This window comes from Kribbella endophytica (genome assembly GCF_054781295.1).
Genome location: NZ_BAAGUR010000006.1, coordinates 269,138 through 291,604 on the forward strand (window position 1 = coordinate 269,138; position 22,467 = coordinate 291,604).

Annotated in this window: 22 protein-coding genes; 15 read left to right on the plus strand and 7 right to left on the minus strand. The window is 70.2% G+C overall.

The features are described 5' to 3' along the window. Nucleotides 1-39: 39 nt before the first annotated feature. The 3 genes from ACYVIO_RS39180 to ACYVIO_RS39190 are packed head-to-tail and all read left to right on the plus strand — an operon-like array spanning nt 40 to nt 3,211. Nucleotides 40-960, plus strand: a complete 921-nt coding sequence (locus ACYVIO_RS39180) for a helix-turn-helix transcriptional regulator (RefSeq protein WP_460656070.1) — start codon at nt 40-42, stop codon at nt 958-960. Between the two features lie 42 nt (nt 961-1,002). Next, the gene (locus tag ACYVIO_RS39185) at nt 1,003-2,010 is read left to right on the plus strand and encodes a 1-aminocyclopropane-1-carboxylate deaminase (RefSeq protein ID WP_460656071.1); all 1,008 of its coding nucleotides are present in this window, start codon (nt 1,003-1,005) and stop codon (nt 2,008-2,010) included. A 37-nt stretch (nt 2,011-2,047) separates the two neighbouring features. Beyond that, nucleotides 2,048-3,211 (plus strand): winged helix DNA-binding domain-containing protein, encoded by a 1,164-nt coding sequence (locus tag ACYVIO_RS39190; RefSeq protein WP_460656072.1) that lies wholly within the window; start codon nt 2,048-2,050, stop codon nt 3,209-3,211. On the opposite strand, the gene ACYVIO_RS39195 is transcribed toward ACYVIO_RS39190, so the two are convergent. After that, nucleotides 3,189-3,740 carry a carboxymuconolactone decarboxylase family protein gene (locus ACYVIO_RS39195; RefSeq protein ID WP_460656073.1) on the minus strand — a complete coding sequence of 184 codons (552 nt, stop codon included), beginning with the start codon at nt 3,738-3,740 and terminating at the stop codon, nt 3,189-3,191. The genes ACYVIO_RS39190 and ACYVIO_RS39195 overlap by 23 nt on opposite strands. A gap of 91 nt (nt 3,741-3,831) precedes the next feature. On the opposite strand from ACYVIO_RS39195, the gene ACYVIO_RS39200 reads away from it, so the two are divergent. The 4 genes from ACYVIO_RS39200 to ACYVIO_RS39215 all read left to right on the plus strand — a co-directional run bounded on the left by ACYVIO_RS39200 (nt 3,832) and on the right by ACYVIO_RS39215 (nt 9,058). Further along, entirely contained in the window at nt 3,832-4,170 is a 339-nt protein-coding gene (locus ACYVIO_RS39200; protein ID WP_460656074.1) for a winged helix-turn-helix transcriptional regulator, read from the plus strand. A gap of 202 nt (nt 4,171-4,372) precedes the next feature. After that, nucleotides 4,373-5,566 (plus strand): methionine adenosyltransferase, encoded by a 1,194-nt coding sequence (gene metK, locus ACYVIO_RS39205; RefSeq protein WP_460656075.1) that lies wholly within the window; start codon nt 4,373-4,375, stop codon nt 5,564-5,566. Between the two features lie 119 nt (nt 5,567-5,685). Next, nucleotides 5,686-7,716: a primosomal protein N' gene (locus ACYVIO_RS39210; RefSeq protein WP_460656076.1), complete on the plus strand. Its 2,031-nt coding sequence runs from the start codon at nt 5,686-5,688 to the stop codon at nt 7,714-7,716. Nucleotides 7,717-8,443: 727 nt separating this feature from the next. After that, complete coding sequence (locus ACYVIO_RS39215) at nt 8,444-9,058, plus strand: hypothetical protein (RefSeq protein WP_460656077.1); 615 nt, start codon at nt 8,444-8,446, stop codon at nt 9,056-9,058. 1 nt (nt 9,059) lies between these two features. Here ACYVIO_RS39215 and ACYVIO_RS39220 read toward each other — a convergent pair whose 3' ends face one another. Beyond that, complete coding sequence (locus ACYVIO_RS39220) at nt 9,060-10,133, minus strand: ArsR/SmtB family transcription factor (protein WP_460656078.1); 1,074 nt, start codon at nt 10,131-10,133, stop codon at nt 9,060-9,062. A 93-nt stretch (nt 10,134-10,226) separates the two neighbouring features. Here ACYVIO_RS39220 and ACYVIO_RS39225 point away from each other — a divergent pair, with 93 nt between their 5' ends. Further along, nucleotides 10,227-11,456, plus strand: a complete 1,230-nt coding sequence (locus ACYVIO_RS39225; protein ID WP_460656079.1) for an MDR family MFS transporter — start codon at nt 10,227-10,229, stop codon at nt 11,454-11,456. A 79-nt stretch (nt 11,457-11,535) separates the two neighbouring features. Beyond that, nucleotides 11,536-11,778, plus strand: coding sequence for a hypothetical protein (locus tag ACYVIO_RS39230; RefSeq protein WP_460656080.1), 243 nt, complete (start codon nt 11,536-11,538; stop codon nt 11,776-11,778). Nucleotides 11,779-11,819: 41 nt separating this feature from the next. Here the strand turns inward: ACYVIO_RS39230 and ACYVIO_RS39235 are convergent, their stop codons facing one another. Continuing rightward, nucleotides 11,820-13,076 (minus strand): MFS transporter, encoded by a 1,257-nt coding sequence (locus tag ACYVIO_RS39235; protein ID WP_460656188.1) that lies wholly within the window; start codon nt 13,074-13,076, stop codon nt 11,820-11,822. Continuing rightward, entirely contained in the window at nt 13,073-13,201 is a 129-nt protein-coding gene (locus tag ACYVIO_RS39240; RefSeq protein ID WP_460656189.1) for a hypothetical protein, read from the minus strand. The genes ACYVIO_RS39235 and ACYVIO_RS39240 overlap by 4 nt, the downstream gene beginning before the upstream one ends. Before the next feature lie 97 nt (nt 13,202-13,298). Between ACYVIO_RS39240 and ACYVIO_RS39245 the strand changes: the two genes are divergently transcribed. Next, complete coding sequence (locus tag ACYVIO_RS39245) at nt 13,299-14,276, plus strand: Lrp/AsnC family transcriptional regulator (RefSeq protein ID WP_460656081.1); 978 nt, start codon at nt 13,299-13,301, stop codon at nt 14,274-14,276. Between the two features lie 10 nt (nt 14,277-14,286). Then, on the plus strand, nt 14,287-14,910 hold the full coding sequence (locus ACYVIO_RS39250; RefSeq protein WP_460656082.1) for an HAD-IA family hydrolase: 624 nt from the start codon (nt 14,287-14,289) through the stop codon (nt 14,908-14,910). Here the strand turns inward: ACYVIO_RS39250 and ACYVIO_RS39255 are convergent. Beyond that, nucleotides 14,907-16,088 (minus strand): hypothetical protein, encoded by a 1,182-nt coding sequence (locus ACYVIO_RS39255; protein WP_460656083.1) that lies wholly within the window; start codon nt 16,086-16,088, stop codon nt 14,907-14,909. The two genes, ACYVIO_RS39250 and ACYVIO_RS39255, sit on opposite strands and share 4 nt — an antisense overlap. Further along, on the minus strand, nt 16,085-17,512 hold the full coding sequence (locus ACYVIO_RS39260) for a C39 family peptidase (RefSeq protein ID WP_460656084.1): 1,428 nt from the start codon (nt 17,510-17,512) through the stop codon (nt 16,085-16,087). Before ACYVIO_RS39260 ends, ACYVIO_RS39255 begins: the two co-directional genes overlap by 4 nt. Nucleotides 17,513-17,724: 212 nt before the next feature. Here ACYVIO_RS39260 and def point away from each other — a divergent pair, with 212 nt between their 5' ends. From def to ACYVIO_RS39280, 4 genes are read left to right on the plus strand one after another with little or no spacing between them, the layout of a single operon-like run. Then, nucleotides 17,725-18,273 (plus strand): peptide deformylase, encoded by a 549-nt coding sequence (gene def / locus ACYVIO_RS39265; protein ID WP_460656085.1) that lies wholly within the window; start codon nt 17,725-17,727, stop codon nt 18,271-18,273. Further along, nucleotides 18,270-19,199, plus strand: coding sequence for a methionyl-tRNA formyltransferase (gene fmt / locus ACYVIO_RS39270; RefSeq protein ID WP_460656086.1), 930 nt, complete (start codon nt 18,270-18,272; stop codon nt 19,197-19,199). The genes def and fmt overlap by 4 nt, the downstream gene beginning before the upstream one ends. Beyond that, nucleotides 19,196-20,617 (plus strand): RsmB/NOP family class I SAM-dependent RNA methyltransferase, encoded by a 1,422-nt coding sequence (locus tag ACYVIO_RS39275; RefSeq protein WP_460656087.1) that lies wholly within the window; start codon nt 19,196-19,198, stop codon nt 20,615-20,617. Before fmt ends, ACYVIO_RS39275 begins: the two co-directional genes overlap by 4 nt. A gap of 49 nt (nt 20,618-20,666) precedes the next feature. Further along, complete coding sequence (locus ACYVIO_RS39280; protein ID WP_460656088.1) at nt 20,667-21,662, plus strand: DMT family transporter; 996 nt, start codon at nt 20,667-20,669, stop codon at nt 21,660-21,662. A gap of 22 nt (nt 21,663-21,684) precedes the next feature. Here the strand turns inward: ACYVIO_RS39280 and ACYVIO_RS39285 are convergent, their stop codons facing one another. Then, the gene (locus ACYVIO_RS39285; protein WP_460656089.1) at nt 21,685-22,464 is read right to left on the minus strand and encodes an SDR family NAD(P)-dependent oxidoreductase; all 780 of its coding nucleotides are present in this window, start codon (nt 22,462-22,464) and stop codon (nt 21,685-21,687) included. Nucleotides 22,465-22,467 lie beyond the last annotated feature (3 nt).

The window sequence follows — 22,467 nt, forward strand, 5'->3', positions numbered from 1 at the left end:
CGCCACCTGTTGGCTTGTTTTGCTGGGATAGTTCTCGGCATGCGTGCGGAACGGTTGCTGAGGCTTCTGCTGCACCTGCAGACGCGCGGTCAGTCGACCGTGGCGCAGCTCGCGCAGCACCTGGAGGTGTCGCCGCGGACTGTTCAGCGGGATCTGGACGCGCTGAGTCTCGCGGGGGTGCCGGTGTACTCGATGCGCGGGCGGGGTGGTGGATGGGCTCTGCTGCCGGACTACCGGACGCGGCTGACCGGGCTCACGCCGTCCGAGGTGATGTCGGTATTCGTCGGGGCGACGGCGCATGTGCTGGCGGACCTGGGCGTTGATGCGTCGAGTGATCAAGCCATTGCCAAGCTGATCGCGGCCTTGCCGGAGCCGGCGCGCAGGGACGCGGAGTTCGCTCGGCAGCGGCTGCTGATCGACCACGCCGGGTGGGACGACCGGCGGGAGACGCCGCCCTGGCTCGATCTCTGCCGGCAGGCGATCTGGGAGGAGCGGCTGATCGCGATCACGTACCGGGATCCGGCTGAGCCGTTCGTGGTCGCGCCGCTCGGGCTGGTCGCGAAGAGCAGGACCTGGTACCTGGTCGCGGCCCGGCCGGACGGCGCGTTTCGTACGTACCGGCTGAGTCGGATCGGTCTGGTCGACCTGACCGGCGAGACGTTCCGGCGGCCGAGTGGGTTCGAGCTGACGGCGTACTGGGCGGAGGCGCAGCTGCAGTTCCGGGCCAGCCGGCCGTCGTACCCGATCGTGCTGCGGGTGCGGGGGAGTGCTGTCCGGCGGTTCAGTGCGACGGGTCCCGTGGTGGACGGGTGGTGTGTGGTCGAGGCCGACCTGGAGAACGCGGCCGAAGCCTGCGCCGCCGTGCTCGCCCAAGCCGGCGACGCGGTCGTGATCGCGCCGCCGGAACTGGCGGCCGCCGTACGCCGGGCTGCGGACGAGGTTGCTGCAGCTCACACGTGACAGCACTGGACAGCGCCGTGTTTGCAGTGTGCAATATATTGCATGCCAATCAGCGATTTTGAGCGTTACCCGTTGCTCTTCGGGCCGAGCCCGGTGCACCCGCTCGACCGGCTTACCGCGCACCTCGGGGGAGCGCGGATCTGGGCCAAGCGCGAGGACGTCAACAGCGGGCTGGCGTTCGGCGGCAACAAGACGCGCAAGCTCGAGTACCTGCTCCCGGAGGCGCTCGCCCAGGGTGCCGACACGTTGGTGAGCATCGGCGGCATCCAGTCCAACCACACCCGCCAGGTCGCCGCCGCGGCTGCGAAGTCGGGGCTGAAGGCCGTGCTGGTGCAGGAGAGCTGGGTCGACTGGCCGGACCCGGTCAACGACAAGGTCGGCAACATCCTGCTGTCGCGGATCATGGGCGCGGACGTGCGGCTGGTGCGCGCCGGGTTCGGGATCGGGTTCAAGGAGAGTTGGCAGCAGGCGCTGGACGACGTACGAGCAGCAGGCGGTACGCCGTACGCGATCCCTGCCGGTGCCTCGGACCACAGGCTCGGCGGGCTCGGGTTCGCGAACTGGGCCGATGAGGTCGCGGCGCAGGAACGCGAGTTCGGCGTCTTCTTCGACACGATCGTCGTCTGCAGCGTCACCGGCAGCACGCACGCCGGGATGATCGCCGGGTTCGCCGGGCAGGACCGGCCGCGGCGCGTGCTCGGGATCGACGCCTCAGCCAAGCTCGACGAGACGCGGGCGCAGGTGGCGAAGATCGCGCACGCGACGGCGGCGCTGATCGGGCTCGGGCGGGAGCTGCGCGACGACGAGATCACGGTGCTGGAGGGGTGGGCCGGCGAGAAGTACGGGATCCCGGTCGAGTCGACGATGGACGCGATCCGGCTGAGCGGGCGGCTCGAGGCGATGATCATCGATCCCGTGTACGAGGGGAAGTCGATGGCCGGCCTGATCGATCTGGTGAAGTCGGGGGAGATCCCGAAGGACTCGAACGTTCTGTACGCGCATCTCGGCGGGCAGCCGGCGCTCAATGCGTACAGCGGGCTGTTCCAGTAGGCCAGGAACTGACCGCTACTCCTCATAACCTGATCGCATGAAGCTCTCCTGGCCCGCCGTGGTCGCGCGACGGATGCGACGGCATCACCTGCACGCCGGTACGGCGAACAGCCCGGCCGGCGTCGACTCGCCGGCGCCCGCTGACGTCGTACGGGCGATGTCGGGCGCTCACGCCCAGGTGCTGTCGGCCGCGGAGATCTCCGTCGCCCTCCGGTTGGAGAAGGCGACCCGCGTCGACGTCCAGCGCGCCCTCTGGGAAGAGCGCTCTCTGGTCAAGACCTTCGGCCCCCGCGGAACCGTCCATCTCCTACCCACCGACGACCTGCCGCTGTGGACCGGAGCACTCTCCGCGCTCCCACGTTCAGGCGGCGTCGCGACGCCCGAGATGCGGATGACCGCCGAGCAGATCGCGGAGGTGATCGAGGCCGTCGGGGGAGCGCTCTCCGAGGACGATCTCACCGTCGACGAGCTGACCGACGAGGTCGTCGCGCGAACGGGTCCGTGGGCGGGCGAGCTCGTGATGCCCGCGTTCCAGGACTACTGGCCGCGGTGGCGTCAGGTGATTCCGCAGGCCGCGACCGCGGGCGTGCTCTGCTACGGCCCGAACCGCGGCCGCAAGACGACGTACACCAACCCCCATCGCTTCACCCCGCCGTTCCAGCCCGAGAACGGCGAGAAAGCGCTCCCCGAACTGCTCCGCCGCTACCTCCACTCGTACGGACCGGCGACCCCGCAGCAGTTCGCGAAGTGGCTGAGCACGTCGCCCGCCTTCATCACCAAACTCTTCGCGCAGGACGGCCTGGAGCAGGTCGAGCTCGACGGCCAACCGGCCTGGCTGGTCGAGGGCGACACCGACTTCCCCGACGAGCGGGTCCGCGGCGTCCGACTGCTCCCGTACTTCGACGCGTACGCCGTCGGAAGCCATCCGCGTGACCTCGTCTTCCCCGGCGAAGCCTCGACCCGCGCACTCGCCGGCGGCCAGGCCGGCAACTATCCCGTCCTCCTGGTCGACGGCGTCGTCGCAGGCGTCTGGCACCAACGCCTGTCCGGCCGCAAACTCCACGTCACGGTCGAATCCCTCCGCACGTTGAAACCAGCCCAACTCCGTGCCCTCGACAACGAAGTCGACCGTCTCGCCGAGATCGTCAACGCCCGCCCGACCCTCGCGCTGGACAAGATCACGGTCGGCGCGCACGCCTGAACCGCGCTCCCCAGTTCTCCAACGGGATCTCCAGCGCGTTGATCACGGTCGACAGCGTCCGGTACCAACCGGCCAGGAGCAGCAGCTCGACCACCTGTGCGTCGTCGTACCGCTCCCGCAACGACGACCAAGTCGCCGTACTCCACGTCGCCTCGTCGTGCAGCTCGTCGACCGCGGTCATGAGTACCGGATCTGGCCAGACAGCACCAGCGGCAACGGCGTCGAACACCTCGCGCTCCAGCCCGACCGCGGCGCCGAAGACCACCACGTGCACGCCCCACTCGTACTCAGCGCCGGCGCGGGCCGTGGTCCGCGAGATCACCAGCTCCCGGTCGCAAGCGGGCAGCAATCCCTTGTTCAGCAGGCCTGACGCCATCGGCCGCGTGCGGTCGGCCAGGTCCGGGTGCACCGCGAGCATCCGGAACAGCAGCAGCGGCTCGTACGGCGTACCAGGCGGCATCAACTTGCCGAGCAGTGCCTGGATCCGTTCTGGATAAGGGGGTTCCACCGGTCTGATCCGTGCGGACATGCGACCTCCCGATCTGGCGCTACGGAATGCGTAGCAGTATGCTGCTACTGATTCGGTAGCGCAAGATCCCTGCAGGTCAAGGAGGTCGACGATGGCGGCTGGTACGCCGGTCCCGGGACGTCCGGTCCGCGGTTCGCAGACCGGCCGGCCGATCATGGCGGCGTTCGACCTGCTCGGGCGGCGGTGGGCGTTGCGGGTGCTCTGGGAGCTGCGCGACGGTCCGGTCGGGTTCCGAGCCTTGCAGGAGCGGTGTGACGACGTGTCGCCGACGGTGCTGAGCGCGCGACTGGCCGAGTTGAGGGAGGCCGGGCTGCTCTGGCAGGACGAGTCGAAGGCTCATCAGCTCACCGCGACCGGGCGCGATCTGTCCCGTTCACTCAAGCCCTTGCTGGCCTGGTCCGAGCGCTGGGCGGCCGAGACGCGTCGGTGAAACGTTCGCCCCAGCACGCTCACCTGAGTCGCTCTGCCCACGATGTAAGACGCATGTCCCACTAAGTGGGCGATTCCGGTGTCTGGCTCCTCACCCGGCCCGAACTGCTGGCATACTGCCGAGAAGCATCGCCGGTGGCGGTGCGTGTGGGGCGGGGCTCAGGCCCCGTCGTGTGGACACCAAGCAACCCTGAGGGAGAACCGTGGCACGGCGCCTTTTCACGTCCGAGTCGGTGACGGAAGGTCACCCGGACAAGATCGCTGACCAGATCAGCGACTCCATCCTCGACGCCCTTCTGGCCGAGGACCCGAAGAGCCGCGTCGCGGTGGAGACCCTGATCACGACCGGTCTGGTGGTCGTGGCCGGCGAGGTCACCACGTCGGCGTACGTGGACATCCCCGGGATCGTCCGCGCCCGGATCCTCGAGATCGGTTACGACTCGTCGCTGAAGGGCTTCGACGGCGCGTCCTGCGGTGTGCAGGTCGCCATCGGCAGCCAGTCGCCCGACATCGCGCAGGGCGTCAACACGGCGTACGAGACCCGCGCCGACGCCTCCGTCGACGCGCTCGACCTGCAGGGTGCCGGCGACCAGGGCCTGATGTTCGGCTACGCGTCGAACGAGACGCCCGAGCTGATGCCGCTGCCGATCACCATCGCGCACCGGCTGTCCGAGCGGCTGTCCGCGGTCCGCAAGGACGGGACGATGGCCTACCTGCGTCCCGACGGCAAGACCCAGGTCACGGTCGAGTACGACGGTGACAAGGCCGTCCGGATCGACACCGTCGTGGTCTCCAGCCAGCACGCGGCCGACATCAGCCTCGACGAGATGCTGACCCCGGACGTGAAGAAGCACGTCGTCGACCCGATCCTCGAGCAGTTCGAGATCGACTCGTCGGACTACAAGCTGCTGGTCAACCCGACCGGCCGCTTCGAGATCGGCGGCCCGATGGGCGACGCCGGCCTGACCGGCCGCAAGATCATCATCGACACCTACGGCGGCATGGCCCGTCACGGTGGCGGCGCGTTCTCCGGCAAGGACCCGTCGAAGGTCGACCGCTCCGCGGCGTACGCGATGCGCTGGGTCGCCAAGCACATCGTCGCCGCCGGCCTGGCCGCGCGCGCCGAGTGCCAGGTCGCCTACGCGATCGGCAAGGCCGCCCCGGTCGGTTTCTACGTCGACACCTTCGGCACCGAGACCGTCCCGGTCGACAAGATCACCGACGCCGTCCTCGAGGTCTTCGACCTCCGCCCGGCCGCGATCATCCGCGACCTGGACCTGCTCCGCCCGATCTACACCCAGACCGCCGCCAACGGCCACTTCGGCCGCACCGGCGACGACTTCACCTGGGAAAAGCTCGACCGCGTAGACGCCCTCAAGGCCGCCGCCGCAAAGTAGCCCGTACGCCGATCGCCCGCACCCCGCTCGGGGGTGCGGGCGATTGTCGTTTCCAAGGCTTTGTCGTGTTGTCCACAGGCCTCCGGCGGGTTGTCGGGTGATCGGACTAGAGTTCCCGAGTGGCACCGAACGAATCTCCTGAGCAGCTGACGCTGCTGCGTGAGACTGTTCGGCGCTCGCGGACGAAGGCGCCGGCCGACATCACCAGCACCCTGCCGATCGCCCGGGTCGCAGTCGACGTCTCGCTGCCGCATCTGGATCGCCCGTTCGACTACCTCGTCCCCGACGACCTCGCCGCGACGGCGCAGCCGGGGGCGCGGGTGAAGGTGCGGTTCGCCGGCAAGGACCTCGACGGATTCATCCTCGAACGGCTCGAGACCTCCGAGCACGACGGCAAGCTCGCGCGCATCCGCAAGGTCGTCTCACCCGAGCAGGTCCTCACGCGAGAGGTCGCCGACCTCTGCCGCGCGGTCGCCGACCGGTACGCCGGCGTCCTGGCCGACGTCACCCGCCTCGCCGTGCCGCCCAGACTCGCGAAGGTCGAAGCCGAAGCCCTCCGCTGCACCCAGCCCACCCGCCCGGTCGAATCCACCTCGACGACCGAGTGGTCGCCGTACCCGCACGCCGAAGGCTTCCTCGACGCAGTACGCCGTACCGAAGCCCCCCGCGCGATCTGGACCGCCGTGCCCGGCGCCGACTGGGCGCTCGCGTTCGCCCAGGCCGCCGCGGTCTGCGCGTCGACCGGCCGCGGCGCGCTCCTGCTCGCCCCCGACGCCCGCGACCTCGAGCGCCTCGCCAAGGCCTGCGAAAAAGTCCTCGGCCCCGACGGCTTCGTCACGCTCTCGGCCGACCTCGGCCCGACCGCCCGCTACCGCGCGTTCATCTCCGCCCTCCGCGGCTGCACCCGCGTCGTCATCGGCACCCGCGCCGCCGCGTTCGCTCCGGTCACCGACCTCGGCCTGGTCGCGCTGTGGGACGACGGCGACGACTCGTACGCCGAACCGCGCGCGCCGTACCCGCACGCCCGCGAGGTCCTGCTCCTCCGCGCCCACCGGCAGAACTGCGCCGCGCTGCTCGGCGGATTCGCCCGCTCCGCCGAGACCGCCGCGCTGCTCGAATCCGGCTGGGCCAACGAACTGATCGCCGACCGCGCGGTCACCCGCGCCGCCGCACCCGCCGTGCACATCGCGGGGGAGTCGGACCGCGACCTCGCCCGCGACCCCGGCGCGCGCGCCGCGCGGTTGCCGCACCAGGCGTTCGAGGTCGCGCGGGAAGGGCTCAAGACCGGGCCGGTTCTCGTGCAGGTTCCGCGCGCTGGGTATCTGCCGAGCTTGGTGTGCCAGACCTGCCGCACGCCGTCGCGCTGTACGACGTGTGGGGGATCGCTTCGGCGTACAGGCTCGTCCGGCCCGGCGAGCTGCACCGTCTGCGGCCGGCCGGCGGCCGACCATCGGTGCCCCGAGTGCGGCGACACGAGGATGCGTGCGGCCGTCGTCGGCGCCCGCCGTACGGCGGAGGAGCTGGGCCGGGCGTTCCCGGGAGTCGTCGTCCGGACGTCGGGCGGCGACCACATGCTCGACGAGATCCCGGGCGACCCCGCGCTGATCGTCACGACGCCGGGCGCCGAACCCATCGCGGAGAACGGCTACTCGGCGGCGCTCCTCCTCGACACCTGGCTGCTGCTCGCCCGCCCCGACCTGCGCGCGCCCGAGGAGGCCGTGCGCCGGTGGTTCAACGCGGCCGCGATGGTCCGCTCCGCGCGCGAGGGCGGCAAGGTCATCATGGTCGGCGAACCCTCGGCGATGCCGCTGCAGGCAGTCGTCCGCTGGAGCCCCGAGGGCTACGCAACCCGAGAACTCGACGAACGCCGTACCGCCCGCCTGGCCCCCGCCGCCAAGCTAGCCGAGCTCGTCGGCTCCTCCGACGCCGTCGCCGACATGGTCGTCCGCGTCCGCGACCTCGTCGACCCAACAGCCGGACTCGAGGTTCTCGGCCCGGTCGACGTAGACGACGAAACCGTCCGAGCCGTCGTCCGCACGCCGCGCGCGTACGGTCTTGCCCGCGTACTCAAGGAAGCCCTCGCCGCCCGCGGCACCAAAAAACTCCCCGGCCCACTCCGAGTCCAGGTAGACCCAGCAACCTTCGGCTGACCGCAACCCGCCCACCCACTCGCGCTGTACGCCGGTCCACCCGTTCATGCCTCCAGCCACTGCAGCCCAGCAACCCGTTCCTGCCTTCACCCCGCTGCAGGCCCAACAACCTGTTCCTGCGCTCAGCCAGTGCATGCCCCCACGCGCGGCGCCCCGTTCTTGCACCCAGCCGCTCCTCGCCCAACCACTCGATGCCAGCACGCGCGCCCACCCGCTCCTGCGCCCAACCACGGCATGCCGGTTCGCCGGCAGCACGCGCGCCGACCCGTTCCTGCGCCCGACCACGGCGTGCCGAGTCGCGGGCTGCACGCGCGGCAACCCATTCCCACGCCCAGCCGCTCCTGCTCTCGACCACCGCAGCCAGCACGCGCGCTCACCTGCTCCTCGCCCGACCACGGCATGCGGATTCGCCGGCAGCACGCGCGCCGACCCCGTTCCTGCACCCAGCCACGGCGTCCGGGGTCGCCGGCTGCGCGCGTGGCGACCCGTTCCTGCGCCTACCCCGCCGCTCGCCCGGCCACTCGCCTCTGCCCCGCCTGTTGCCCAGACCGAAGCTCGCCGACTGACCAACTGGACGACGGCGAACGCGTCAAGGACCTGGTCGCCCACCTCCGCCGACTCTGCCGCGCCTACCGGCGTACGGGCTTGTCGATGTCCACCGGATGGGGGACCTAGTTCCCTCCGGCGGGGGATCCGGGGGTGGGGATGCACTGGAAGGGTTGTCGGTATGTCGAGCTCAATCAAGTTCAGTGCCCGCTCCGGCTCCCGGGACGGCATCCGTTCCGAGACCGGCGTTCGCTCTGGCGCTGGCATCGACGCCGGGGCGAACGTCCACCCCTGGGACGGTCGGCGGCCCGCCCGCTGGGTGGTCGGCGCGGCGCATGTGGCGGCGTTGGCTGCTCTTCCCTCCTGCGTCTGGCGGCTCGCGCTCGCCGCAGGGTTCTCGATGGGCTACCAACCCGAATGGATCGCCGACAACGCCGCCAGTGCGACCGACAAGATCTATCTCGTCGCGTTGAGCCTGCTCACCGAAGGCCTCGCCCTGCTGACCCTCGGACTCGTCCGGCCCTGGGGCGAGGTCGCTCCCGCCTGGCTCCCGATCATCGGCGGCCGCCGCGTGCGCCCGCTGGCGGCCGTCGTACCGGCCACCCTCGGAGCGATCGCACTGACACTCCTGTGGGGCCTCAACCCCCTGATGTACACCGACCTCTTCCACGACCCGCTCGAACCGCAAGGCGGCTGGCAGCTCCTCATGGCGACCGCCTACCTGCCACTCATCTTCTGGGGCCCGCTGCTCGGCGCGGTGACCTGGGCGTACTACCGCCGCCGCTGCACCGACTGAATCAAGCCGTCTCGGACAGCTGGCTGGTTCCCGACGCCGTCAGCAAGTGATTGCCCAGCGGCGTCCGGAAGTACAGCACCGTCCGACCATCACGGCGAGAGTCCACAACACCGGCGTTCCGCAGGATCCCGAGATGGACGCTCAACGTCGGCGCCGACACATCCAGCGCGTGCGCGAGATGCGTCGTCGACATCGGCAGATCCAAATGGCTCACGATCGCCGCCCGCGTCCGCCCGACCAGCTCGGCCAGCGGCGATCCGACGGTCTCCTGCTGGCTCTCCCACAAGCGCCCGAGCCCGCGCGGGGGATACGTGATCGTCGGTACGTGCGGCGCACCCGTCACCGGCAGCGCCGCCGGCCAGGTGAACACACACGGCACCAGCAGCACGCCCTGCCCAGCCGTCGGCACCCCGTCCGGACAGACGAACGGCCGATCGATCTCGATCCGATCCCCGCTGAGCCGCACCGACGGATGCAGATTCCGGAACAGCCGGTCCAACCCACCCGCCGCCAACTCATCGAGCCGGAAGGCGAGATCCTCCTGCAGCAACGCCCGCATCCGCCGCCAGTCCGGCTCGACCGCGCGCTGCCAGTACGTCCGCAGCGCGCCGGTGATCCGCGAGAGCGCTTCCCCCGGATCAGCGATCAGCCCCGGCAGCAACGGGTTCGGGTTCCCCCGGTGCACTCGACTGAGCTCGTCGACCACCAGCTCGTACGGCGTAGCCTCGATCGCCGCCAACCCCGCGTCGAACCCGGTCGATCGCCGAGGCGGCGCCGGCGTCATGAAGTCCGCGATGTACCCGATCCGCGGGATCAGTGCTTGCAGCAACCGCAAAGCATCCGCGACCTCGTCCCCGCCCTCCGCGGCGCCGGTCCTACCCGCGAGCTGGCGCTCCGCGCCCGGGCCTTGCGCGGCCTCACCCAGCAGCGGGCGCACCTTGCGCAGCCACGGTCCGTGCACGCTGCCCGACGAACTGTTGCTCAGGGCACGCACACTGGTGACCGTCTCCCAGACCGGCGAGAACGCGAACCTGATGCGGCTGACGTCGTCGGTGTTGAGCCTGATGCTGATCACCTCCACGACTTTAGTGACCGGCGACCACGCGCGCGAGGATTAGTGCAGAAACTAATGTTCGACACCGACCGCGACCGCCGCCAGGCTGGCTTCATGACATCGATCGGTGCCCCCAGGGAGCGCTCTCCACTTCCACCGGCGTTCTGGGCGCTTTGGGTCTGCCAGCTGGTCAATCGCCTCGGCAGCTTCGTCCAGCCGTTCCTCGTGCTCTACCTGACCCAGGACCGGCACCTGTCCGCCGGTACGGCGGGCGCCGTCGCCGCGGCCGTCGGCGCCGGCTCGGTCGTCTCGCAGCTCGTCGGCGGCTGGCTGTCCGACCGGATCGGCCGCCGCCGCACCATGCTGATCGGCTTCTTCGGCACCGCGGCCGCGCTGATCCTGCTCGGCTCGGCCCGGTCGCTCGAGATGATCGCCGTCGCGGCCTTCGTGGTCGGCCTGATGGGCGACCTGTTCCGCCCGGCGGTCCAGGCGACGGTCGCCGATCTGCTCCAGCCGAGAGAGCGCGTTCGCGCGTACGGGCTGCTGTTCTGGGCGATCAACCTCGGCTTCTCGGTCTCGACGGTCAGCGCCGGCGTCCTGGCGAGCATCGGTTACAACCTGCTGTTCTGGATCAACGCCGGTACGTCGGTTGTCGCGGCGCTCGTTATATGGCGGATGGTCCCCGAGACCCGGCCGGTGCTCGACGAGGGCACGTCACGCCGTGCGCTGCTGCCCGTCGTACTGCGGGATACGACGTTCCTGCTGATGGTGCTGCTCCAGATCGGCTACGCGACGATCTACTTCCAGGGGTACTCCACGCTGCCGCTCGCGATGGCCGCCGACGGGTTGCCGAGCTCGACGTACGGGCTGGTGATCGCGCTGAACGGCGTCGTGATCGTCGTCGTCCAGCCGTTCGTGAACCGGCGCCTCGCCGCGCTGGACCGCCCGAAACTGCTGGCCGGCTCGATGCTGGTCGTCGGGCTCGGCTTCGGCGTGGGCGCGGCCGTCGACAGTTGGTGGGGTTATGCGCTGTCGGTCGTGGTTTGGACCATCGGCGAGATCGGCTTCGCCGCCGTTATAGGCGCGGTCTTCGCGGACCTTGCGCCGGTCGATCTGCGCGGTGGGTACATGGGGCTGGCGGGCAGCATGTCCTTCGGCCTCGGCAGCGTGATTGGTCCGCTGGTGGGGACCAACACCTTGGAGCACGCGGGCGCGACCACGGTTTGGCTCGGCTGCGCCGTGCTGGGAGTCGTGCTCTTCCTGGGTCAACTGGCTCTGGCCCCAGCCCTCCACGCCCGTGCCGCCTCCAACGCTGCCACTCAGGACGCCGTACCGACGCCCTGAAGTAGTAGTGAGCCTCTCATCGGGGAACCTGTCCGGCATGCGCTCGAAGTCGAACGCACCTCGGACAGGAGAGGAAACGATGAGTGGCAATCAAGAACCGGACCGTGACGAGCCGACCGAGCAGGACAAGGCCGACGGGGCGAACACTTCGTTGGCGACCGGGATCGCGATCGGAGTAGCACTGGGCGCCGCGTTCGGCCTGCTGCTCGACAACCTCGCCCTCGGAATGGGCGTCGGCATCGCGCTGGGTGTCGCCATCGGCGCCGGTACGTCGGCCCAGACCCGCAAGAAGAACACCAAGGATCCCGAACCGCCGGAGTAAGCCGACCCGGCCGAACCACGCCTGGGCAGCCGCGCCGGTGGTCAGGTCCTGCGCATCAGGGTGGTCGCGACCACCGTCGCGGCGAGCAGTGCCAGGGCTACGGCGAAAGCGCTCTCCGCCGCGATCTCGGGACGGGCCGGGTCGAGGTGGTGGAGGAACACCGAGCCGAGCAACGCAACCCCGACGGTCCCACCGAACTGCTGCACCGCGTTGAGCAGACCGGCCGCCGATCCCGTCTCCGCGGGCCGTACTCGCTGCAAAGCGGCCGTGAAGAACGGTGTCGTGAACAGACCCGCCCCGACGCCTGCGATCCCCAGCGCGACCGGCACCTGCCACCCGGTCGGGTTCGCGCCGTACGCCGCGATCGTCGCCAACAGTCCGGCGCCCGCGACGGCCAGCCCCGTGACCATCGTCCGGCCCGTCCCGTACGCCGGGATCAACCGGCTCCCGGCGTACCAGGACGCGATCCCGGAAGCCGTTGACCAAGGCAACAAAACCAGGCTGGACTCGAGGACCCCGCGGTGCAGACCGACCTGGAGGTGCAGGACGACGACCAGCGTGCACCCGGTGACGACCGCGAAGAACAGGGTCGACGTGACCAGTGCAGCGCCGAATCCACGGTTCTCGAACAGGCTGAACTCGACCAGCGGCGTCCGCCCCGACCGGTTGCGGCGGCGCTGCTGCCAGAGCCAGCCCAGGATCACGACAAGCCCGGCCGGGAGCAAGAACCAACGGCCGTTCCGGATCAGCGGGTAGACGAGCAGCGCGGTCGCCAGCACGAGGAGAGCGCTCCCCACAAGATCCGGCCGCGGCCGGCTGGACGAGCGGTCCTCGAGGAGCAACGGCGTCGCGGCCAGCACCGCCAGCCCCAGCGGCAGGTTCACCGCGAAGACCGACCGCCAGGAAGTGCCGAAGAGGTCGGCATGGGTGAGCAGTCCACCGAGCAGAGGCCCGCTGACTGCCGCGAGCCCCATCACCGGGCCGATGCTGCCCAGCGCCTTCGGGAGTTCGTCCTCGTCGAACATCGCGCGGATCAACCCCATCGTCTGCGGGATCACCAGCGCCGCGGCCGCGCCCTGGACGACCCGGGCCGCGATCAGGACGCCGGCCGACGGCGCCACGGCGCAGGTGAGCGAGCCGAGCAGGAACCCGATCATCCCGATCCGGAACAGTCGCCGGCGCCCCACGATGTCGCCCAGCCGCCCGGCGGTGATCAGCAGCGCGGCGAACGGCAGGGTGTACGCCGCACCGAACCACTGGATGTCGGACCGCGGTCCGCCGAGATCGGTGTGGATCAGGGTGCGGCGACCTGGACGATGGTCGCGTCGAGCAGGTTCATCGCCTCGGCCGTCAGGAGTGCCGCGAGCGCGGCCCAGCGTCGGCGGTAGCGGGTCCGGGGCGCGGTCTTCGAGAGTTCGGTCATGTCGCGAGCTTGCGATCCAGCCGCCGATCGCACCCACTTCCGGTCCGGAATCTGTCGATTAGTTCCATCAGGACCGATCAGGATGCAGAATCGTCACATGCTGGATGAGCTCGACCGCGGGGTGCTGCACGCGCTGAGAATCGACGGCCGAGCGCCGTACAGCAGGATCGGTGCCGTCCTCGGGGTCTCGACCCAGACTGTCGCGCGCCGCTTCCGCCGCCTGGTCTCGGAAGCCGGTCTGCGCGTGGTCGGCCTGGCGGATCCACACCGGGCGGGCCAGGCGCAGTGGCTCGCCCGCCTGACCGCGGCGCCGCAGGCCGCCCAGGACCTGGCCAGGGCACTCGCTCGTCGAGACGACACGTCCTGGGTCCGGCTCGCGTCCGGCGGCACCGAGATCGTTGCTGTGATCAACACCAAGCCGGACGCGGGCAACACGCTGCTCCTGCACGACATCCCCCGGACGGCCGGCATCACCGGTGTTTCCGCGCACTACCTCCTCCACATGTACCGGGGTGGCCCGACCGCGTGGCCCGCCCACACCAAGGCGCTGACGCTCGACCAGCAGCAGCAACTCGCAGTCGATGACCCGAGTGCGCAGGCGGCCGGTGTCGGGCCGGCGGATCGCGAGCTGCTCGCCGTACTGGGGCGGGACGGACGGGCGAGCTACGCCGAGCTGGCGGTCGCGACGGGATGGTCGGCGGCAACCGTGGCGCGGCGGGTGGGGGAGTTGCAGGCGAGCGGGGCGATCTACTTCGACGTCGATCTCGATCCGGTCCAGTTCGGGGTCACGACCGGTGCGCTGCTGTGGATGTCGGTCGCGCCGGCCCATCTCGACAAGGTCGCCGGCGCGCTCGCCGAGCACGAGGAGCTCGCGTTCGTGGCCGCGACGACCGGGCGGACCAATCTCGCGGCGCATGCGCTCAGCCCTGGTCCGGACGCGCTGCACCGCTACCTGACCCAGCGGCTGGCCGCGTTCCCCGAGATCACGACGCTGGAGAGCGCTCCGGTGTTGCGAACCGTCAAGTCGGCCGCGCCGTTCCTGCCCGGACTGCGCACTCGGCCCGGCGTTTCGTAGGGTTACGGGCATGAGCGAGCGCAGCGTCGACAACGTGGTCTTCGATATCGGTGGGGTTCTGCTGGACTGGAACCCGAACTACCTGTACGCCGAACTGATCCCTGACGAGGCACAACGTCAGCACTTCCTCACCAACATCGCCACCCCCGACTGGAACATGCAGCAGGACGCCGGCCGCCCGTGGGCCGAGGCCGTCGAGGAGCTCACCGCGCTGCACCCGGAGCACGCCGAGTGGATCGCGGCGTACGACACCGGCTGGCTGAAGATGGCCAAGGGCCTGCTGAACGACACGGTCGACCTGCTGACCGAGCTCCAGGCGCTCGACGTCCCGACGTACGCGCTGACGAACTTCTCCGGTGAGAAGTGGGCCGTCGCCAAGCAGGCCTTCCCGATCCTCGACAGCTTCACCGGCGAGATCGTCTCCGGCCACGAGCAGGTCGTGAAGCCCGACGAGAAGATCTTCCGCCTCCTCGTCGACCGCTTCACCCTCGACGCGTCCCGCACCTTCTTCACCGACGACGTCCAACGCAACGTCAACGGCGCACGCGCGGCAGGCCTCGACGCCGAACTCTTCACCTCAGCCGCAACGCTCCGCACGCAACTCCGCGACCGAGGGATTCCGCTCAAGGCCTAGGTGGTCCCGGTTGCCAGAGCTTCTGTGTACTTCGTGCCGCCGCCCAGGTGGGCGGCTTCGACGATGATCGTGTTGTCCTGGCAGGTCGGTGCGGTGATGGCCGTGTCCGGGGGAGTGGTGTAGATGACCTGCGGGCGCGCCAGACCGGGCTGCCAGCGGTGGAGTTGGAAGGTCTCCACACCTTTGGTCATCGTGCGGACTTCCCAGTGGATCCAGTTGCCGCAGGCAACGATGGTGTCGGTGACGATCGAGCCGAGTGAGCGGGCGGCGCCGCCGGGGGCGTCGCGGACGTAGGCGCGACTCTGGTACTGATCGGGATCGTCCGCGCCGATCTCCGACCAGACGGTTGCGCCGCGCAACGTTGCGCCGCTCCACTGGATGCAGTTGCGGCTGGCAACGACAGGTGTCGCGGCACCGCCGGCGAGCGGCGCGGTGAACAGCCGCTTGCAGCGTTGCGGGCTCTGTGGCGCGGTGATCGCGCTGTACGTGACCGAGTCCGCCGACACGATCGGGTCCGCGATGTAGCCCGGGTCCGCCACGCACGTCACCGTCCGCGCGACCAGTGTGTCCAGCGACGCGACGATCAGGCACGAGCGCTTTCGCGCGTCGGTGCTGCTGTAGGCGAACGTCCCGTCGTACGCGCCGATCTCGGGCTCGGAGATCCGGGGGAGCGCTTTCTGCGTCGCCAGATCCGTCTTCGCGCCGGTGCTGAGGTTGTAGCGGTACGCCCGGATCTCCGGGTTGGGTCCGTCGGAGCGGATGTCCTCGATCAGCGCCCAGCGGTCGTCGATCACCACCGGCGACTGCGCGACGAACCCGGCCGGCGGAGCGTGCCGTACGACGACCTTCCGGCTCGCTCGATCGGTCACCGTCGTGACGCCGGCCTCGTCGCTGCCGCGGGTGACCAGGTACTTCCGCTGCTGCGTGACGATGTGCTGACCGTCGACCGGCTGCCGCAGGATCTTCGTCCAGGTCGGCTTGCCCGACGGCGTCCCGGGACTGGAGGTCGGCGGGCCCGAAGGCGGTCGGCTCGGAGTGTCGCGCGGCGGCGTGCTGCTCGACGTACTGGAAGAAGGAGCCGAGGGAGCGCTCTCCGGCGATCCCGAGCACCCGGCCGCCAGCAGCGCGACCGCGGTGATCGGGATCAGCAGGTGCCGCCCACGGCGATCAGTGTTCACAGCCCGATGTTCTTGAACGAGTTCGCCAGCGTCGCGTTGAACATCGCGGTGGCCGGGATGTTGCGCGGCCCGTCGGTGACGTTGCCGCGGCTGTTGAAGCGACGCTCGTTGAACACCTCGAAGATGCCGACCGTCTTGGCCTTCATGTCGTAGCCGCGGCCGACTTGGTAGTGCCCGCTGTGGTTGAAGGCGAGGTACGGGAAGTACCGCTTCAGCAGCTGCACGTGCTCGATCACCGGCGCCGGGGCGCCGTCGCCGAGGTGGTTCTGGTGCACCTGCAGGAACTTCGCCGGCGTCCAGTGGCTCACGTTCTGCACGATGTAGGTGCCGGCGGCAAGGTCCCAGTCGGTCTTCACGTTGGTCTGCTTGACCATCGACGAGATCGCCGTGCCGGACGTCGTCGCGCCGAGGTCCTTGGCCCAGGACGCCTGCGTGTCCTTCTGCTTGTCGTCGGCCCAGTCGATCGACTGGAAGGTCGCCGGACCGCACCAGTACCCCTTGTCCTGCGAGGTCTGGAAGCCCTTCATGATGTAGTTCGCGGCCGGCTTCGGCTTCGACACGGTCGGCGGCTTCAGTGGCGGCGGCGTCGGCTTGGTCGACGGATCGCCAGGCTTCGGTACGACGGTCTGCCCGCCGCTCGGCTCACCGGCAGCCGGTACGCCGGTCCGCGCGGCATCGTCCGTCGCCGGCGCGGTCGTCGTACCGGACCCAGGCGCGGTCGTCGTCCCGGACCCACCCGAGGAAGCCGGCGGATTCCCCTCGGCGTCGAGCTCACGCAGCGCCCGCGCCTTGTCCCGCCCGTCCCACGCCGCCTGCATCTCCTCCAGCTCGGCGTTGGTCCGCTCGCCCTTGGTCATCTCGGCCCGCGCGGCCACGAACGCCGCCGGACTCAACGCCCCGGTCGCGATGTCCTGCTCGGCCGACACGCCGGCCCGCAGGTCGTCCCGTGCGACGTCCGGCTCGGCGACCGTCGAACTGATCTCGGCGCCGGTCGGGAGCTTGTCCACGAACCCGAGCCCGAGGCAGTAGTTCTCCGTCTCCAGCTTGAAGCAGCGCATCACCTGCTTGGACTGCTCCGCCGCGGTGACCCGCAGCGTCAGGTTGCTCGGCGACGTCGCCGCCACCTGACCCGCCAGCTCACTCCAGTTCCGAGCGGCCGGCAGCTCGGCGACGGTCTCGTCATCGGCAGTTGTCGGTACGGCGGTCGGCGGAATCGACGGCTCGGTCGGAGTCGAATCATCCGACGGCTCGACCCGGTCCGAAACCTCGCTCGAAGGCGCGGCCGTCGGCATAACCTCCGAAGGCCTACTCGTCGGCGCGGCACCGTCCCTGGGCTCGAACTCGTAGGCCCGGGCCAGGGGTGCCTGCGAGAGCAGGACCCCCAGGGTGATCAGTGCGGCAGCCCCCCGTGTCGCTGTGCGCATTGTTAACTCCCGTTGGGCGTGTGGCTTGTGTGACTGTAGGTACGCCTGAGGCCACACTACGTGCTCATAGCAACAACTGGGAGTGGGGTCGGCGAATTACAACGGTGTGATCGCCCGGACCCCGAACGCTCAGCGGACGCCCCAGGAGGCGGCGCAGCGCGCCGTACGGCCGCCACTAGACTTGGCTGGTCCTGTGCTGCGAAGGAGTCTGTGTGTCGGTCCAACCCATCCGCCTGTTCGGCGACCCTGTTCTGCTGACCAAGGCGGACCCGGTCGTCGACTTCGACGCCGAGCTGCGCCGCCTGGTCGCGGACCTCACCGACACGATGCAGGCCGCGCCCGGCAGCGGCCTAGCCGCTCCGCAGATCGGTGTCGGCCTGCGGGTCTTCACGTACAACATCGAGGGCGAGATCGGTCACCTGGTGAACCCGGAGCTCACGCTCGGCGCCGAGGAGCAGTTCGGCCCCGAGGGCTGCCTGTCGATTCCCGGCCTGACCTTCGACTGCCGCCGTGCCGAGCACGTGATCGCCCGCGGCTTCAACATGTACGGCGACCCGGTGCTGATCGAGGGCGACGACCTGCTGTCGCGCTGCATCCAGCACGAGACCGACCACCTGGACGGCGTCCTGTTCGTCGACCGGCTCGACCGCGAGACCCGCAAGGCCGCGATGAAGGCGATCCGCGAAGCGGAGTGGTCGGGCCTGTCCGGCCCGCCGCAGATCAAGGTGTCACCGCACTCGATGAACGGATTCGGCCTGTGAGACTCGTCTTCGCCGGCACCCCCGAGGTGTCCGTCACCGCGCTCGAGGCGATCGTTGCCAGCGGCCATGAACTCGTTGCCGTCGTCACCCGTCCCGACGCCCCCGCGGGCCGCGGCCGCAAACTCGTTGCCTCGCCCGTCGCCCAGTACGCCGAACAGCTCGGCGGCGTCGAGATCCTCAAGCCGGTCAAGCCGAGCGACCCCGAGTTCCTGGCCCGGCTCAAGGAGATCGCGCCCGATTGTTGCCCCGTCGTCGCGTACGGCGGGTTGTTGCCGCAGGCAGCGCTCGACATCCCGCGGCACGGCTGGATCAACCTGCACTTCTCGGTACTGCCCGCCTGGCGCGGCGCGGCACCGGTGCAGCACTCGATCATCTCCGGCGACGACGTCACCGGCGCGAGCACGTTCCGGATCGTCAAGGCGCTCGACGCGGGTCCCGTGTTCGGCGTACTGACCGAGCCGATCGGCGCGAAGGACACGGCGGGCGACCTGCTCACCCGGCTGTCCGTGTCCGGCGCGAAGCTGCTCGTCGACACGCTCGACGGCATCGAGGCCGGCGTGCTGCAGGCGGTCGAGCAGCCGGCCGACGGCGTCACGATCGCGCCGAAGCTGACCGTCGAGGACGCCGAGATCAACGTGAAGCACCCGGCCCAGCAGATCGATCGCCTGGTCCGCGGCTGCAACCCGGCGCCCGGCGCGTGGACGATGTTCCGGGGTGAGCGGCTCAAGGTGCTGGCGACCGCACCGACCGACGACGAGCTGGCGCCCGGCGTACTGGAAGCCACGAAGTCCTCGGTCAAGGTCGGCACGGGCAGCAAGGCGATCGAGCTGGTCACCGTCCAGCCGCAGGGCAAGAAGCCGATGGCCGGGGCCGACTGGGCCCGCGGCGTACGGATCACCGCAGACGATCAGTTGGGTTCCGAGTGAGCGACCGCAGTCCCCGTAACCGCGCCCCGCAACGGCGTCCCGACAAGGTCCGGCAGGTCGCGTACCGGGTGATCCGCCAGGTGAACGGCGAGGACGGCTACGCCAACCTCACGCTCAACAAGGCGTTGCGCGACCAGCGCCTCGGCGGCCGCGACGCCGCGTTCTGTACCGAGCTCGTGCACGGCACGCTGCGCTGGCAGGGGACGTACGACGCGTTCCTCGCGCGCAGTGTGTCGCGCCCGCTGGCCGACCTCGATCCCGAGCTGCTCGACCTGCTCCGGCTCGGCGCGCACCAGCTGCTGCGGATGCGGGTCGACTCGTACGCCGCGGTGAACGAGATGGTCACGCTGACCCGTTCCGAGGTCGGCCAGAGCCGCAGCGGTCTGGTCAACGCGGTGCTCCGCAAGATCAGCCAGCGGACCCTCGACCAGTGGATCGCCACGGTCGCCCCGAAGCTCGAGGAGGACCGGCTCGGGTACCTGTCGATCGCCAAGGCCCATCCCCGATGGGTCATCGAGGCCTTCGCCGACGCTCTCGCCGCGCCGCCGTCCGCCCCGACCGCCGACTCGGCGGAGGCGCTCGAGCGAGCCGTCGAGGACCTGCTGGATGCTGACAACGAACCCCCGAAGGTCACGCTCGTCGCGCGCCCCGGCCTGTCCGACATCGACGAACTGATCGAGGCCGGCGCGAGCCGAGCCCGCTGGTCGCCGTACGCCGCCGTGCTGCAAGGCGGCGGCGATCCCGGCCGGATCCAGGCCGTCGCGACCGGTCGTGCCGGCGTCCAGGACGAGGGATCCCAGCTCGTCGCGACCGCGCTGGCCACCGTGAAGGTCGACGGCAAGGACGCCCGCTGGCTCGACCTGTGCGCAGGCCCGGGCGGCAAGTCCGCACTCCTCGCGGCGATCGCCAACCAGGGCGAGGCCGTCCTGACAGCAGTCGAGCCGCTCGAGCACCGCGCCGAGCTCGTCCGCTCCAACCTGCGCGCGATCCCCGGCGAGCACCAGGTCCTCGTCGGCGACGGCACCAAGCCGACCTGGCCGGGCGGCTGGTACGACCGAGTCCTCGCCGACGTGCCCTGCACAGGTCTCGGCGCGCTCAGGCGTCGACCGGAGGCGCGTTGGCGTCGTACGCCGGAAGACGTGGCCGAGCTGCGCCCGTTGCAGGAGGCGCTCCTCGCGTCGGCGATCACATCGGTGCGGCCGGGCGGGGTCGTCGCGTACGTGACGTGCTCGCCGCATCCGGGGGAGACGCGCGAGGTCGTCGACGCCGTACTGGCCCGCCGGCCGGACGCCGTGCTGGAGGACGCACGGGAGCTGTTCCCCGGCGTACCGTCGCTCGGAGACGGCCCGGACGTGCAGCTGTGGCCACACCTGCACGGCACCGACGCGATGTATCTCGCGCTGATCCGGCGGTCCTGATCCCTGGACCGGTGTCAGGCGCATTGAGCTGAACGGTCATGATGGAGGGGTGACAACGACCGACACCCGCCCCGTCCGCAGCGCCCAGCAGTACCAGATCCTCGGGCTCGCGGCGTCCTTCGGGATCGGCATGCTGGTCGCGCTGCAGTCCCGCGTGAACGGGGAGCTCGGCCATCGGCTCGCCGACGGCGTGGCGGCCGCGCTGATCTCGTTCGGGACCGGGCTGGTCATCCTGCTGCTCGCCACGGCGCTGGTGCCGCGGATCCGCCAGTCGCTCGCGACCGTCTGGCACACGATCCGTACGCCGTCCGAAGGCGCCGGCGGTCCGCTGCGCTGGTGGCAGTGCATCGGCGGTCTGGCCGGCGCGTTCCTGGTGGCGACGCAGTCGATCACGGTCGCGACGATCGGCGTCGCTGTCTTCACCGTCGCGGTCGTCGGCGGCCAGGCGGTCAGCAGCCTCGTCGTCGACCGCCTCGGCTTCGGACCCGCCGGTCCGCAGGCGTTCACGACGCTCCGGGTCGTCGGCGCGGCCGTCGCGCTGATCGCCGTCGTACTGGCCGTGTCGGATCGCCTCAGTCACCCGTCGGGTCTGCTCCTCGCGATCCTCCCGGCCCTCGGCGGAGTCTTCACCGCGGTCCAGCAGGGCATCAACGGCCGAGTCGCCCGCGCAGCCTCCGGCGACTCGTACGGCGCGGTCGCCGCGGGCGTCATCAACTTCCTCGTCGGCACCAGCGCCCTGCTGGTCGTCTTCCTCGTCGACCTGGCGCTGCGCGGTGCACCGAGATCCCTGCCGACCGATCCCTGGCTGTACGTCGGCGGCGCCTGCGGCGTCGTCTTCATCAGCTCCGCCGCCGCAGTCGTCCGCATCGTCGGCGTGTTCGTGCTGGGCCTCGGCACGATCGCCGGTCAGTTGATCGCGAGCCTGTTCCTAGACCTGTTCGCCCCAGCAGCCGGCACCGAGGTCACCTTCCCGGTAGTCGCCGGCACCCTGCTCGCCCTCGCCGCCGTAGTAGTCGCCGCCCTCCCCAACCTCCGCCGAGCCTGACCAGGCACTCGGCCGACTCCTGTCAGAGGGTGTCGATCAAACCGCCGTCGATGATGACGTCGGTGCCAGTGATGTTGGCGGAGCGGTCACTGGCGAGTAGAGCGACGACGTCGGCGACTTCGTCGGGGCGGGTGAATCGGCCGGTGGCCGCGGCCGCGGCTTGCTGCTTGGCGACGTCGACCGCGTTCGCCTGACCGGCCTTGGCGACGGTCTCGGCAACGCCGTGGTCGCCCAGCCAGAGCGCGGTTTCGACCGGACCGGGACTGACGGTGTTGGCGCGCACCCCGCGAGCGCCGTACTCCTTGGACACCGACTTGCTGAAGTTGAGCAGCGCCGCCTTGGCCGCGCTGTAGTCGATCACGGTCGGGTCGGGCAGCACGGCGTTGACCGAGGCAACCGTCACGATCGACGACGCCGAACGCTCGAGCAGGTGGGGGAGAGCGGCCCGCGTGGCCCGTACGGCGGTGAGGAAGTTGATCGTCAGCGCCCAGTCCCACTCGGCGTCGGTGACGGCGAGGAAGCCGTCGAGTCGCGGCCGGACGGCCCCGACGTTGTTCACCAGGATGTCCAGCCGCCCGAACTGCCGTACGGCCTGCTCGACCAGCCGCGCCGGCCCGTCCGGAACACTCAGATCGACCAGTACGACGTGAACGCCGTCCAGCGCCGACAGCGCCTCACTGGCCGTTCGAGTGCCGGCGGCAACGTGAGCTCCTTCGGCGGCGAGAACCTTGGTGATCGCCAGGCCGATGCCCTGGCCGGCGCCTGTGACGACCGCGACCTTGCCGCGTAGGTTCAGGTCCACGAG